The 12,857-nt window shown below is 66.6% G+C and carries 10 protein-coding genes; 5 read left to right on the top strand and 5 right to left on the bottom strand.

Features of this window, described 5'->3' with window-relative positions; translation table 11 throughout:
- Positions 1–53: 53 nt before the first annotated feature.
- From LI953_RS09915 to LI953_RS09895, 5 genes are all read right to left on the bottom strand, one after another.
- Positions 54–1,814, bottom strand: coding sequence for an acyl-CoA dehydrogenase C-terminal domain-containing protein (locus tag LI953_RS09915; RefSeq protein ID WP_227075918.1), 1,761 nt, complete (start codon positions 1,812–1,814; stop codon positions 54–56).
- 12 nt (positions 1,815–1,826) lie between these two features.
- Entirely contained in the window at positions 1,827–4,124 is a 2,298-nt protein-coding gene (locus LI953_RS09910; RefSeq protein ID WP_227075917.1) for a 3-hydroxyacyl-CoA dehydrogenase/enoyl-CoA hydratase family protein, read from the bottom strand.
- Positions 4,124–5,260 (bottom strand): thiolase family protein, encoded by a 1,137-nt coding sequence (locus LI953_RS09905; RefSeq protein ID WP_227075916.1) that lies wholly within the window; start codon positions 5,258–5,260, stop codon positions 4,124–4,126. The genes LI953_RS09910 and LI953_RS09905 overlap by 1 nt, the downstream gene beginning before the upstream one ends.
- 24 nt (positions 5,261–5,284) lie before the next feature.
- Entirely contained in the window at positions 5,285–5,719 is a 435-nt protein-coding gene (locus LI953_RS09900; RefSeq protein WP_227075915.1) for a MerR family DNA-binding transcriptional regulator, read from the bottom strand.
- 82 nt (positions 5,720–5,801) lie between these two features.
- On the bottom strand, positions 5,802–7,088 hold the full coding sequence (locus tag LI953_RS09895) for an OmpP1/FadL family transporter (protein ID WP_227075914.1): 1,287 nt from the start codon (positions 7,086–7,088) through the stop codon (positions 5,802–5,804).
- Positions 7,089–7,206: 118 nt separating this feature from the next.
- Between LI953_RS09895 and LI953_RS09890 the strand changes: the two genes are divergently transcribed.
- From LI953_RS09890 to LI953_RS15600, 5 genes are all read left to right on the top strand, one after another.
- The gene (locus LI953_RS09890) at positions 7,207–7,695 is read left to right on the top strand and encodes a DUF2147 domain-containing protein (RefSeq protein ID WP_227075913.1); all 489 of its coding nucleotides are present in this window, start codon (positions 7,207–7,209) and stop codon (positions 7,693–7,695) included.
- Between the two features lie 56 nt (positions 7,696–7,751).
- Positions 7,752–8,930 (top strand): aminotransferase class I/II-fold pyridoxal phosphate-dependent enzyme, encoded by a 1,179-nt coding sequence (locus LI953_RS09885; RefSeq protein WP_227075912.1) that lies wholly within the window; start codon positions 7,752–7,754, stop codon positions 8,928–8,930.
- The gene (locus tag LI953_RS09880) at positions 8,927–9,553 is read left to right on the top strand and encodes an alpha/beta hydrolase (RefSeq protein ID WP_227075911.1); all 627 of its coding nucleotides are present in this window, start codon (positions 8,927–8,929) and stop codon (positions 9,551–9,553) included. The genes LI953_RS09885 and LI953_RS09880 overlap by 4 nt, the downstream gene beginning before the upstream one ends.
- On the top strand, positions 9,550–10,311 hold the full coding sequence (locus LI953_RS09875) for a methyltransferase (protein ID WP_227075910.1): 762 nt from the start codon (positions 9,550–9,552) through the stop codon (positions 10,309–10,311). Before LI953_RS09880 ends, LI953_RS09875 begins: the two co-directional genes overlap by 4 nt.
- A gap of 287 nt (positions 10,312–10,598) precedes the next feature.
- On the top strand, positions 10,599–12,803 hold the full coding sequence (locus tag LI953_RS15600; RefSeq protein WP_227075909.1) for a Hint domain-containing protein: 2,205 nt from the start codon (positions 10,599–10,601) through the stop codon (positions 12,801–12,803).
- Positions 12,804–12,857: the final 54 nt, after the last annotated feature.

Genomic DNA, 12,857 nt, shown 5'->3' with positions numbered 1-12,857 from the left:
ACGGGCTGAGCCTTCGCGGTTCAGCCCGTTTTATTTTGCCGCCCTGGCGGGCGTCAGAACGCGGCTTCGGCCATGTCCATCAGCGGTGCCTTGCCGGCCTTGATGGTGAACAGCAGCGCCCCCGCCTGCGGCAGAATGCGCTCAACGTAAAACCGCGCGGTGTTGAGCTTGGCGGTGTAGAATTCCGCATCCGGGCCGCCCTGCGGCGCCTTCTCCGCCGCGATCAGCGCCATGCGCACCCACATGAAACCCATCGCCACCAGCCCGAACAGGCGCAGATAATCGGTGGCGGCGGCGCCGGCCTCCTCGGGGTCGGTCATGCCCTTTTCGGCGACAAAGCTGGTGGCAAGTTGCAGCGCCCCAAAAGCGCGGGCGAATCCCTGCACCAGCTTGCCGATGCGCGCATCGGCCTGATGCGCCTCGATGAATTCCGCCACCGGATGGAAGAACCGGCGCAGGCTGCGACCGAAATTGGCGGGCAGCTTGCGCCCGATCAGGTCCAGCGCCTGGATGCCGTTGGTGCCCTCATAGATCATGGCGATGCGGGCATCGCGCACGAACTGCTCCATGCCGTGATCGCGGATGTAACCGTGGCCGCCATAGCATTGCACGCCGAGATTTGTACTCTCGAAGCCGAGATCGGTGAACAGCGCCTTCACGATGGGCGTCATCAAAGCCACGAAATCGGCTGCTGCCTCGTCGCCGCGCTCAGCGGCATCGAGAGCCTGGGCGACCCACACGCCCATGGCGCGGCACCCCTCGTTATAGGCGCGCATGGTCAACAGCATGCGCCGCACATCGGGATGCACGATGATCGGGTCGGCGGGTTTATCCTGCGCCTTCGCCCCCGCCAGCGAGCGGCCCTGCACGCGCTCGCGCGCATAGGCCACGGCGCCCTGATAGGCGGCCTCGCCCAGGCCCAGCCCTTGCGTGCCCACCGACAGACGCTCGGAGTTCATCATCACGAACATCGCCTGCATGCCCTTATGCGGCGTGCCGACCAGCCAGCCCGTCGCGTCGTCGAAATTCATCTGGCAGGTGGCCGAGGCCTTGATGCCCATTTTATGCTCGATGGCGGCGCAAGAGACGCCGTTGCGCGCGCCGGGCTTGCCCTCAGCATCGGGCAGGAATTTGGGCACCAGGAACAGTGAGATGCCCTTGATGCCGGGCGGGGCGTCGGGCAGCCGGGCCAACACCAAATGCACGATGTTGTCGGTGAAATCATGCTCGCCGGCGGAGATGAAAATCTTGGAGCCAGTAAGCTTGTAGCTGCCGTCTTCCTGCGGCACCGCCTTGGTGCGCAACATGCCGAGATCGGTGCCGCAATGCGGCTCGGTCAGGCACATCGTGCCCGCCCATTCGCCGGAGACCAGCTTGGGCAGGTAGAAATCCTTCAGCGCCTCAGCGCCGTGGCTCTTCAGCGCCAGATAGGCGCCGTGCGACAGGCCTGGATAGAGGCCGAAGGAAAGATTGCAGGCGCAGATCATTTCCTCGACCAGCTTGGCCACCGATTCCGGCAGCCCCTGCCCGCCATATTGCGGATCGGCGTTGAGCGCGCCCCAGCCCGCCTCGCTGAAGGCTTTATAGGCGTCCTTAAACCCGGCCGGGGTGCGGACCACGCCATTTTCGAAATGGCAGCCTTCCTCGTCGCCGCTGGCGTTGAGCGGCAGCAGCACCTCGGTGCAGAATTTGGCCGCTTCCTCCAGAATGGAATCCAACAATTCGGGCGGGAATTCGGCATTGTCGGCGGTGGCGCCGTGCAGCTCGTGCAGCACGAAACGCATGTCGCGCAGGGGCGCGGTATAGGTTTGCATTGCCGTGTACTCCTAGTTGCGCAGGGGCTTGCCGGTGGCGAGCATGTGCTCGATCCGCGCCAGCGTGCCCTCGTTCTTGATCAGCCGCATGAAAGCGGCGCGTTCCAGGGTGAGGATGTCCTCCTCGGTGATCTCATCCACGAGATCAGCCGGGCCACCCGAGAGCACATTGGCCAGTTCGGCGGCGACCACCATGTCGTAATCGGTGGCCACGCCACGCTGGCGGAAGCTCTGCGCCGCCAGCTCCATCGCCGCGCGCGCGCCCTCGCCGCCGAGGCGGTAGGTGGGCGGCGTGGGCGGGGTGTAGCCCTCGGCCAGTTGCAGGGCGCGGGCTTTGGCGTCGGCCAGCAGGCGGTCGCGGTTCATGGTGATGCCGTCGGTCTCGCGCAGGAACAAAAGCTCCTTGGCATTGGCGGCGGATTTGCTGACCGTGGCGGTGCTGACCGTCTCGAACACCTTGGCGGCGGCGGGCATCGGGCCGCGCGGCATGCCGGGCCTCGCGGCCCAGCGGGCCAGCATCTCCGAGCAGCCGCCCCAGCCGGGCACCAGCCCCACGCCGCATTCGACGAGGCCGATATACGCCTCGGCATGGGCCTGCACGGCATCGGCATGCAGCAGGATCTCGCAGCCGCCGCCCAGCGCCATGCCGGAAGGCGCGGCCACCACCGGGAACGGCGCGTATTTCAGCGCCTTGTAAACCTTCTGCCCGGCGGCGATGAGTTTATCGATCTCGCCCCAGGCGGCGATGTTGGCGGCGAAGATGGCGAGGCCAAGATTGGCCCCGGCGGAGAAATGATGCCCCTCGTTATAGACGACCAGCGCCTTGGGCTTGCGCTCAATGGTCTTGCCCAGCAGCTCGATGGTGTTGGGGTCGAGCGCGTTGCTCTTCGAGGTGAACTCGAAGCACAGCACGCCATCGCCAATATCCCACACTGCGGCGGAGCCATTCTTCAGCACCGGCTTGGCGGCGAGCTTGAGATCGGCGAGCAGCTGCACGCCCGCGGGCCGGGTGAGCGGGTAATAGGCGCCATCCAGGCCGAGATACTCGCGCCGCCCCTCCACCACACGGTAGAAGCTGTTGTTTTTGGCGGTGGCGAGCAGGGCTGGCACGGCGGCGCCATCGGCGGCGAGCGCCTCGGCCAGCCAAGCGGCGCCGAGCTTGTCGATTAGCTCGAACGGCCCCCATTTCCAATTATAGCCCAGGCGCATCGCCTCATCGATGGCGGTGATATCCGCCGCGGCCTCGGGCACCAGCGTGGCGGCGTAGGCCAGGGTCTGCCCCAGCACGCGCCGCGCGTAGCGCGCCGCCGGGCTGGCGCCGGAGAGCAGCGCGCGCACATCACGCAGCTTGGCCTCGGGCAGCTCGGGTTTCTGCACCGGGCGGTAGGCGCCGGTAGCGAGGTCGATGGCCTCGCGCCCCGCTTGGCCCTTGCGGTAGAACCCGCCCTTGCCCTTGCGGCCGATATAGCCCTCCGCGATCATCTTCTTGATCAATGGCAGGTCGCGGTTGGTGGCGTGGAAGGCGTCGCCCGGCGGCAGGGTGGCCGCGAGCGAGGCGTTGATATGCGGCATCAGATCCAGCCCGACGAGATCGATCAGCCCGAACACGCCGGTCTTGGGGATGCCGAAGGGGCGGCCCATGATCGCATCCGCCGCCTCCACGGTGAGACCCGCGTCGATCGCCTCGATCACGCCGGTTTGCAGCCAGAACACGCCGAGGCGGTTGGCGATGAAACCGGGGCTGTCCTTGGCCGGCACCACGGTCTTGCCCAGCATGACATCGGCAAAGGCGCTGATGCGCGCGGCAAGGGCGGGGTCGGTGGCGGGGCCGGTGACGAGTTCCAGCAGGCGCATATAACGCGGCGGGTTGAAGAAATGCGTGATCAGGAAATCGCGCGCGAAGCTCTCGGGCAGCCCCTCGACCAGCCGCGCCAGCGGAATGGTGGAGGTGTTGGAGGACACCGCCGCGCCAGGGCGGCGCACCGCGTCGATCTTGCGGTAGAGCGCCTGCTTGATGTCCAGCCGCTCGATCACCGCCTCCACGATCCAGTCGCATTCAGCGAGCTTGGGCAGATCGTCCTCGATATTGCCTGGCGTGACGAGCTTGACAGCGGCGGCGGACATGAAGGGCGCCGGGTCGGTCCTGAGCATCTTGGCGATGGCGCCCTCGGCCAGCGCGTTGCGGCGGGGCGCGCCCTGGGGCACGATGTCGAGCAGCAGCACGGGCACGCCGGCATTGGCGAATTGCGCGGCGATCGCCGTCCCCATGGTGCCCGCGCCGATCACGGCGGCTTTGCGGATGCTCTGCATCACACGCGCTCCAGAATGGTGGCGATGCCCTGGCCGCCGCCAATGCATTGCGTGGCCAGCGCATAGCGCCCGCCAGTGCGGGCCAGCAGCGATGCCGCCTTGCCGGTGATGCGCGCACCGGTGGCGCCGAGCGGATGGCCGAGCGCGATGGCGCCGCCATCGAGATTCACTTTCTCGAGATCCAGCCCCAACTCGCGGATGCAGGCGAGGGATTGCGAGGCGAAGGCCTCGTTCAGCTCCACCAGATCCATGGCGGAAATATCCAGCCCGGCGCGGGCCAGGGCCTTGCGCGTGGCGGCCACCGGGCCGATGCCCATGATCTCGGGCGCGCAGCCGGAGACGGCGCTGGCCTTGATGCGCGCGAGCTTGGTCAGGCCGTGCTTGTCGGCGTAAGCCTCGGAACAAACCAGCACGGCGGCGGCGCCATCGGTGAGCGGCGAGGAGGTGCCGGCGGTGACGGTGCCATTGGCGTCGAAGGCCAGTTTCAGCCCAGCCAGGGCCTCGGCGGTGGTGTCGGGGCGCGGGCAGCCATCTGCCTCGACGACGCCGGATTTGGCCGTGATCGGCACGATCTCGTCCTTCAGGCGCCCTTCCTTGATCGCGGCGGCGGTACGGGCCTGGCTGCGGAGGGCGAATTCCTCCTGCGCGGCGCGGGAGATGTCCCATTTGCGCGCGACATTCTCGGCCGTCTCGCCCATGCCGATATAGGCGGCGGGCACTTTCTCGATCAGCGCCTTGTTCGGCAGGGTGTTATAGCCGCCCATCGGCACGCGGCTCATGCTCTCCACCCCGGCGGCGATGAACACCTCGCCCATGCCCGCCGCGATATGCCCGGCGGCGATGTGGATCGCCTGCATCGAGGAGCCGCAGAAATGATTCACCGTGTAGCCCGCCACGCTCTGCGGCAGCCCGGCGAAGAGCCCGACCAGCCGCGCCACGTTAAGCCCCTGCTCGCCCTCGGGAAAGGCGCACCCCATGATCAGGGCTTCGACATCCCCGGCGGTGACGCCGGTGCGCGCCACCAGCGCGGCCACGGTCTGCGCCGCGAGGTCGTCGGGGCGCACGCGGGCGAGCTTGCCCTTGGGCGCCGGGGTGAAGGGAGAGCGGGCATAACCCGCGATGACGGCTTGGTTCACGGTGATCTCCGTTATTCGCTTGCTTCAGGCTGGTTCAGTGGGTTTTGTCGGCGGCCGCTCGGCGGCCGGTTTGCCGTGGAGGGCTTGCAGCGCCTCCTCGGCTTGGCGCTGGATGTCGCGCAGCTCGGTCAGGGTCTGCTCCAGCGCGTGGCGTTGCTCCTCCAGCTTGTGGATGCGGCTCTGCACCGCTTTCAGCAGCGCCTTGGTCTGCTGCGCCTGGGTCGGATCGATATCGTAAAGCTCCAGGTAATCCTTGATCTCGCGGATCGAGAAGCCGAGCCGCTTGCCGCGCAGGATCAGGATCATGCGCGCCCGGTCGCGCTGGGTGTAAACACGCGTCGTCCCCGCGCGCTGCGGCGAGAGCAGCCCCTGAGCCTCGTAAAAATGCAGGGTGCGCACCGTGATCCCCAGCTCGGCGGCGAGCTGGGTCACGGTGTAAAGCGGGTTGTCGTGCGGCATTGATGTCCTCCTCGTCGTTGCCGGCGGGAACTCAATACGCCCGGCCTTCCGCCGCCATGTTACATGGTTTGGCAACAAGTCGTTAGAACCTAACGTTGACCCCAGCGGTCACGCTATTGTCAGAATCGGTATAATTGCCGGTGATCGTACCAGCCGTGGCGCCAGCCGAGTTGTTGATATGACCATGTGGGATGAACACGTGCAGATAAGCGAGTTCCAGCCGGACGTTCGGCAGCAACTGGTACTGCGCGCCAACGCCAAGATCATAATGGTCGCCATCCGGGACGCGGGTGGTGCGGTTGCTGTCGGTCACCGGCGATTGGTCGTATGCGACACCCCCCTGCAGCATCAGCTTGTCGGTGAGCTGATAATTGGCGCCGACGCCGACATACCAGGTGTTGCGCCAGTTCTCGCGGATGATGGTGGTGGCAGAGCCGTTTCGCGGCGTAATATTGAGCGTGTTGAACAGCGACCAATCCGTCCACTCGACACTGCCGAGCAGGGCCAGCTGCGGCGTGAGCTGCTTGTAAACGCCAATGCTCAGGCTGTCCGGCAGGGTGATGGTGGTGGTGGCGGCGGTGTACATCGTCGGCACGCCATAGGCCGCGGGGAAGCTCACGCGCTCGGCGCCGTAAATATCGTGCCGGATGCGCGAGCGGTAATCCGCGCCGAAGCGCAGCGTATCGTCAACCTGATAGAGAACGCCAAGATTATAGCCAACGCCAAGGCTGTTGCCGTGCACATCGCCGACCGGATCACCCGCCAGCGCGTTAACCCCGGTGAATTCCGCCTGGGTCAGCCGGGCGCTGAAATAATCGAAATTCGGACCGAAGCCGATGGCAAGGTGGTCATTGACCTTATAGGACAGGGCGATACCGAGATTAACATCGGTGATGTTCGACACCAGGCTTTGATAGCGACCAACGAAATCGGCGGGGTAGGCCACGCGCTCGCCAAACGGCGCGGTGACCGAGAAGCCCAGCCGCCAGGCCGGCGCCAGCGTGAACACGCCGAACGTGGCGCCCGTGGCGGCGGGGGCGATGCTGTTACCGCCATTCACACCGGGAACGGGCGCGGTGGTCGGGGCCGCCGCGGTGCCGGAGAAGCTTGTGTAAGGCCCGATATAGCTGACCGCCGCATCGAGCTCGTCATTGTCGAGCAGCGCCATGCCAGCCGGGTTGGACCATACGGTGCTAGCGTCATAAGCCTTGGCCGGGGCGCCGGCGAAGGCATTGCCCAGCCAGTCGGCCGAACCCTCGCGCAGGCCGAAGCCAGAGGCGAAAACCGGCCCCGCCGCGCCCAGCGCGCTCAGCAGCGCCAGCGCCGAAACCTGAGACAGCCGGTTGATGTGCAGTCGTGCAATACGCATGTCTGACTCCTCTCCTGGATCTTTCCGTTTTTGTTGTTCCCGCGGTCTTGTTGGCCGCCTATTGCTTACAACATTTACCTAACGTATTGTGTAGGTAAGATAAGTATAGGGGATGAAAATGCAAGTGGTATTTAACCCGCGCCGAAAAAAAATTACGTCTTTTCTTGCTTTTCTGCTGGCGGCCGCATGGTTTGGGGCGGCCGGGCCGGCGCGGGCGGATGGTCCGCAAGGCTGGTGGCTGGACCAGACCGGCCGCGCGGGTATCGAGATCGCACCTTGCGGGGCGGCGCTGTGCGGATGGATTGAATGGCTGCGCGTGCCGCTGGACAAGGCGGGCAAGCCGAAAACGGACATCCATAACCCCAATACCGCGCTGCGCAGCCGCCCCCTGTGCCGCCTGCAGATTCTCGGCGGTTTCACCCCCAACGGAAATGGCGGCTGGCGCGGCGGCTGGATCTATGATCCCTCGAGCGGCAACACTTATAAGTCGGTCATGCATGTCTCCGCCGATGGCCGGCTACATGTGCGTGGCTATATCGGCATCACGCTGATCGGGCGCTCGGCGGTATGGACCAAGCCCGCGGCGGCGCTGACGCCCTGCACCTGAACACGCCCCCTGCCCCTCGGCGCGGAATCGCTCTATGACCCGCGCCGGGGACGATGATGACTGATTTTGATGAAACCTGGCTGAGCGCGCTGAAGACCCTGGAGGATGCGGGCCGCAAACGCCGGCTGCGCGTGGCGGACCGCCTGCCCGATGGCCGCGTGCGCATGGATGGCGGCGCGGCGCTGCGCGATTTCTCGTCCAATGATTATCTCGGCCTGTCGCATCACCCAGAACTGATCCGCCGCGCCTGCGACTATGCCGCGCGCTGGGGCGCGGGGGCCGGAGCGTCGCGGCTGGTGGCGGGGAATCTGCCGCCCTTCCCCGTCATCGAGGCCAAGCTGGCCGCCGCCAAGGGCACCGAGGCGGCATTGCTGTTTGTCTCAGGCGTGCAGGCCAACCTCACCGTGCTGCCCGCCCTGCTCGATGCGCGCTATCTCGGCGCGGAACCGCTGGTTTATGCCGACCGCCTCAACCATGCCAGCCTGATCCAGGGCTGCGTGGCCGCCGGGGCGCGGCAGATCCGCTTCCGCCATAACGATCTCGGGCATCTGGAGGAGTTGCTGGCGCGCGACAAGGGGTCGTCGCGCCCCCGCTTCATCGTCACCGAGAGCGTGTTCAGCATGGATGGCGATTGCGCCGACGTGCCCGCCCTGCGCGCCTTGAGCGAGCGTTACGGGGCGTTTCTCTATCTCGACGAAGCCCACGCCACCGGGGTGCTGGGTGAAACAGGCTTCGGGCTCGCGCATGGGCTGCGCCAGGGGTTGGCGATGGGCACGTTCAGCAAGGGGCTTGGCGGGTTCGGGGCGTATGTCGCGGGCTCGGCGGCGCTGCGCGAGTATCTGGTGAATCGCTGCGGCGGGGTGATCTTCGCCACCGCGCTGCCGCCCGCCGTGCTGGGCGCGATGGAGGCGGCGGTGGATCTGGTGCCCGCGCTCGGCGCGGAGCGCGCGCATCTCGCCGCCATGGCGGCTCGGTTGCGCGGGACGCTCGACGCCGCAGGGCTGGATACGGGGCTGTCCACCACGCAGATCGTGCCGCTGATCCTGGGCGCGGAGGCGCGGGCGCTGGAGGTGGCGCGGGCGCTGGAGGCGGAGGGTTTCCTAGGTGTGGCGATCCGCCCGCCCACCGTGCCCGCGGGCAGCAGCCGCATCCGTTTCGCCGTCTCCGCCCGGCATGGCGAGGCCGATATCGACGCGCTGAGCGAGGCCGCCATCAGGTTGGCGCGGGGCGCATGACGCCGCTGCTGCTGTTGGTGCATGGCTGGGGGTTCGATGCCGGGTTTTGGGCGCCGCTGCGCACGCGCTTCGCACCCGAGGACACGCTGGCCTGGGATCTCGGCTTTTTCGGCGCGCCCGCGCGGCCCGCGCCGACGCCAGGGCGCGAGGTGGTGGCGGTGGGGCATTCCTTCGGCCTGCTCTGGCTGCTGCATGAGCGCCCCCTGCCCTGGCGCGGTCTCGTCGGCATTAACGGCTTCACCCGCTTCGCCCAGGGCGTCGATTTCCCCGCCGGCATCGCGCCGCGCGTGCTGGCGCGGATGCAGGCGCGGCTGGCGGCGGATCCGGCGGCGGTGGTGCGCGAGTTCCGCGCCCGGCTGGGCGATACCGCGCCGCCGCCCGGCATGCCCGATGCCGCCGCCCTGACCGCCGGGCTGGAAGCGCTGGCCGGGTGGGACGAGCGCGGCGCCCGCGTGGATGCCGCGCTATGCGGCGAGGCCGATGGGCTGGTTAACCCGGCAATGAGCGCGGCCTGCTTCACGGCGGCGGCAAGCCAGTGGCACGCGGGCGGGCATTTGCTGCCGCAAGAGGCCCCGGATTGGTGCGCCGCGCAGTTGCGGGATGTGGTGGAGCGCCTGCCATGATACCGGAGAAATCCCGCATCGCCGCCGCGTTTGAGCGGCAGGCGGCGGCGTATGACAGCGTGGCCGCCATCCAGCGCCAAGCGGCGCGGCATCTGGCGCGGCGGATCGTGGCGCGGCTGCCCGCCCCGCCCCGGCGCATCCTCGAAATCGGCTGCGGCACCGGGCTGCTCAGCGCGGAACTCGCCGCCGCCTACCCGCAAGCGACGTTGCTGCTCACGGACATCTCGCCCGCCATGCTGGACCAGGCCCGCGCCCGGCTGGGCGAGAAGGCCGAATACCGGCTTATGGACGGCGAGCACCCCGAGGGGCTGACGGGCGGGTTCGACCTGATCGCCAGCTCCCTGGCCATGCAATGGTTCTCCGATCTGCCCGGCGCGCTGGCGCGGCTGGGCCGGCTGTTGGCGCCGGGCGGCTGGTTGTGCTTCGCCACGCTGGGGGCGGGCAGTTTCGCCGAATGGCGGGCGGCGCATGAAGCGCTCGGTCTGCCTTGCGGACTGCATGACTATCCGCGCGCCGAAGCCTTCCCCTGGCCGCCGGAAATACCGGGGCGCATCGAGGCGGAAACCCTGGTGGAGCACCACGCTTCAGGGCGGGCCTTTGCGCGGGCGCTGAAAACCCTCGGCGCGGGCGCGCCCGCCTTTGGCCACCGGCCGCTGCCCGCCGGGGCGTTCAGGCGCGTGCTGGCGGCGCTGGAGGGGGAGTTCCATGCGACCTATCATGTGTTGTATGGCGAATCATGCCGGTGCGGGCCTATGTGAGCGGGGCCGTGCGGCTGGCGGCCAGGATCTCGATCGCCGCGTGAATCGTTAACTATGATTCACGATTAACCACCGCCCGACATTTTCGTGAACCGAGCAGAAAAAGATTATTCCTCAGGCGGGTTCTGTTTATTTGGACAAAGCCGCGCGGAATCACACACAAATCACTCAAATGTGAGTGGAATTCCACGGCCCGATGGCGTTTAAGCCGGGTTAACAGACTCTTGAATTTTGGATTTCTCGGTCTTTTTTTAGATCAAGCGTTGCTTTAAGTTAAGGATGTCGCTGTGTCAGGTTCTACCTTCGCCACAACTTACTTGCTGACCGCCGTCGATACCTACGGCGACACACTGACCGCAACCCTGACCACCACGAGCGGCCTGACCAGCAGCACGATCACCGGCGCCACGGGGGCGTTCAACGGAACGAGCATCACGGGTGTCACGCTGCCGTCTGTGGACGCAAACGCCGTGATCGAGGATAATATCCTCTACCCGACTGAGGCCGCCAAAAAGACGACGGTCGGCAAAAAGAGCTACGGCCCGTATCAATCTTACGTCGACCACTCCGGGCTTTTCGTTGATCTTTCCAACGGCTACGGCGTCAACCTCTACGCCACGGGCAGCGGCCAGTACTCGATGTTTACCGTGGATAGCTACGGGAATGTCGGGCCTGTCGCCACGGTCACCACCCTCAACCTCACCCCGGTCATCTCCGCCGGGCAGACGGCCTCCCTCACCGCGGCCGCCACATTCACGGGTGTGGATAATTTCGGCACGCTGGTGCTGAGCGCGCCGCTGACCGGCCCTGTCAACATGGAGGGCAATGGCGCCCAGAGCGTTGTTGATTTCACCAGCACCAGCGGCACGGCGACACTGACCAATTTCGGCGCGTCTGACGGTATTATCCTCGGCAGTGCGGTGCTGCCCACCCTGCCCGCGGGCGACAGCATCGCGCTGAACTACAGCGGCAGCGTGCTCACTGTGGGCGAGGTGAATGCCACCGGCACCACGGTCTCCAGCGCCAAGGTTACTGTCTCGGGTGTTGCGGGCACTTCGCTGTCTTCCGCCTCGTTCATCGCGTTGCAGGGCACAGCGGGGGAGAATATCGAATTGGTTTCCGGCCTCTCCGGCCAGACCTTCACCTTCACCGGAGCGCAGAACAACAGCTTCGAGAATCCGGCCAATTTCACGGGCGGCATCGCGCCGGGCGATAGCTTGGTCGCGGGCGAGACCGTGACCATCGCGACGGGCACAGCCTCGGTCAGCGGCAGTGGCCTGGTCGATAACGGCACCATCAATGTCGGCACCAGCTTCGTTGACACGGGCAGCGTGACCGGCAGCGGCACGCTGAACGTGAACAGCGGCGCCAACGCCACGCTCACCGGCAATACCACGCTGGGCAGCATCACCGATGCCGGCACGCTGGTGCTGGGCGGTAATGACGCCGCGTCCATCACCCTGGCCTCCGGCGCGCAAGCCACCATCGCCGCCAATTTCAGCGACAGCAAGGCGATCAGCGGGGCTGGAACGCTCACCGTGAACAGCGGCGTCACCGCCACGCTCGCGGGCGGCTCCAGCGTTGCCAGCATCCTGGATAACGGGACGCTCGATCTCGCGGGCAGCCTCGGCGGCACCATCAACATGAGCGGCAACAACGCGGGCAGCGTCGCCGATTTCACCGGCACCGATGTCACCAACCATGTGCTGAACACGACGATTACGAATTTCGGCACGGGCGACTCGATCATCGTCGGCCCTGCGAATTTCAGCCTGAGCGGCACCAACGACAAGCTGACCGAGAGCTACAGCAACGGCACGCTGGTGGTGACCGACGCCACCGACGGCGCCTCGGTGACCATCGACGTCAGCTTGGCCAGCGGCGATTCGGCCAACTGGCTGACGTTGAACGAATCCACAGGCACGCTTACCCTTACGCTCTGCTTCTACCCCGGCACCCGCCTCGCCACCGCTGACGGCGAGATTGAGGTGGAGGCACTGCGCGCAGGCGATGTGGTGATGACGGTAGATGGCGCGAAGCAGGTGCGCTGGATCGGCCAGAGCCATGTGCATACCCGCTTCGCCGACCCGCTGCGCTCTCTGCCCATTTGCATCAAGGCCGGAGCGCTGGGCGATGGCCTGCCGCGGCGCGACCTGCGGCTCTCGCCCGACCATGCCGTGTTCATCGACGGCATCCTGGTGCAGGCCGCGGCGCTGGTGAATGGTGAGAGCATCGTGCGTGATTACGACGTGCCCGAGCAGTTCACTTATTATCACGTTGAGCTGGCCAGCCATGAGCTGCTGCTGGCCGAGGGCGTCCCGGCGGAGAGCTTCGTGGATAATGTCGACCGCATGCACTTCCATAACTGGGAGGAGCGCGAGGCCCCGGCCGAGGCGATCGAGGAAATGGCGTATCCGCGCGCGAAATCGGCGCGCCAAGTGCCGATGGCGATCCGCCGCCGCCTGAGCGGGATTTCGGCCCAGGTGGCCTGAACCACCCAAACGGCGAGATGAGACACGGGGCGGGCCTTGGCCTGCCCCGTTCGC

The sequence above is a fragment of the Acidocella sp. KAb 2-4 genome, assembly GCF_020567705.1.
Classification (GTDB): domain Bacteria; phylum Pseudomonadota; class Alphaproteobacteria; order Acetobacterales; family Acetobacteraceae; genus Acidocella.
This window is presented reverse-complemented; position numbering and strand designations above follow the sequence as displayed.

Excerpts from the sequence above, each read along its gene's own strand:
- LI953_RS09885 (WP_227075912.1), top strand. The coding sequence starts at position 7,752 with ATGACTGATTTTGATGAAACCTGGCTGAGCGCGCTGAAGACCCTGGAG.
- LI953_RS09910 (WP_227075917.1), bottom strand. The coding sequence starts at position 4,124 with ATGCAGAGCATCCGCAAAGCCGCCGTGATCGGCGCGGGCACCATGGGG.
- LI953_RS09895 (WP_227075914.1), bottom strand. The coding sequence starts at position 7,088 with ATGCGTATTGCACGACTGCACATCAACCGGCTGTCTCAGGTTTCGGCG.
- LI953_RS09880 (WP_227075911.1), top strand. The coding sequence starts at position 8,927 with ATGACGCCGCTGCTGCTGTTGGTGCATGGCTGGGGGTTCGATGCCGGG.
- LI953_RS09915 (WP_227075918.1), bottom strand. The coding sequence starts at position 1,814 with ATGCAAACCTATACCGCGCCCCTGCGCGACATGCGTTTCGTGCTGCAC.
- LI953_RS09900 (WP_227075915.1), bottom strand. The coding sequence starts at position 5,719 with ATGCCGCACGACAACCCGCTTTACACCGTGACCCAGCTCGCCGCCGAG.
- LI953_RS09890 (WP_227075913.1), top strand. The coding sequence starts at position 7,207 with ATGCAAGTGGTATTTAACCCGCGCCGAAAAAAAATTACGTCTTTTCTT.
- LI953_RS09875 (WP_227075910.1), top strand. The coding sequence starts at position 9,550 with ATGATACCGGAGAAATCCCGCATCGCCGCCGCGTTTGAGCGGCAGGCG.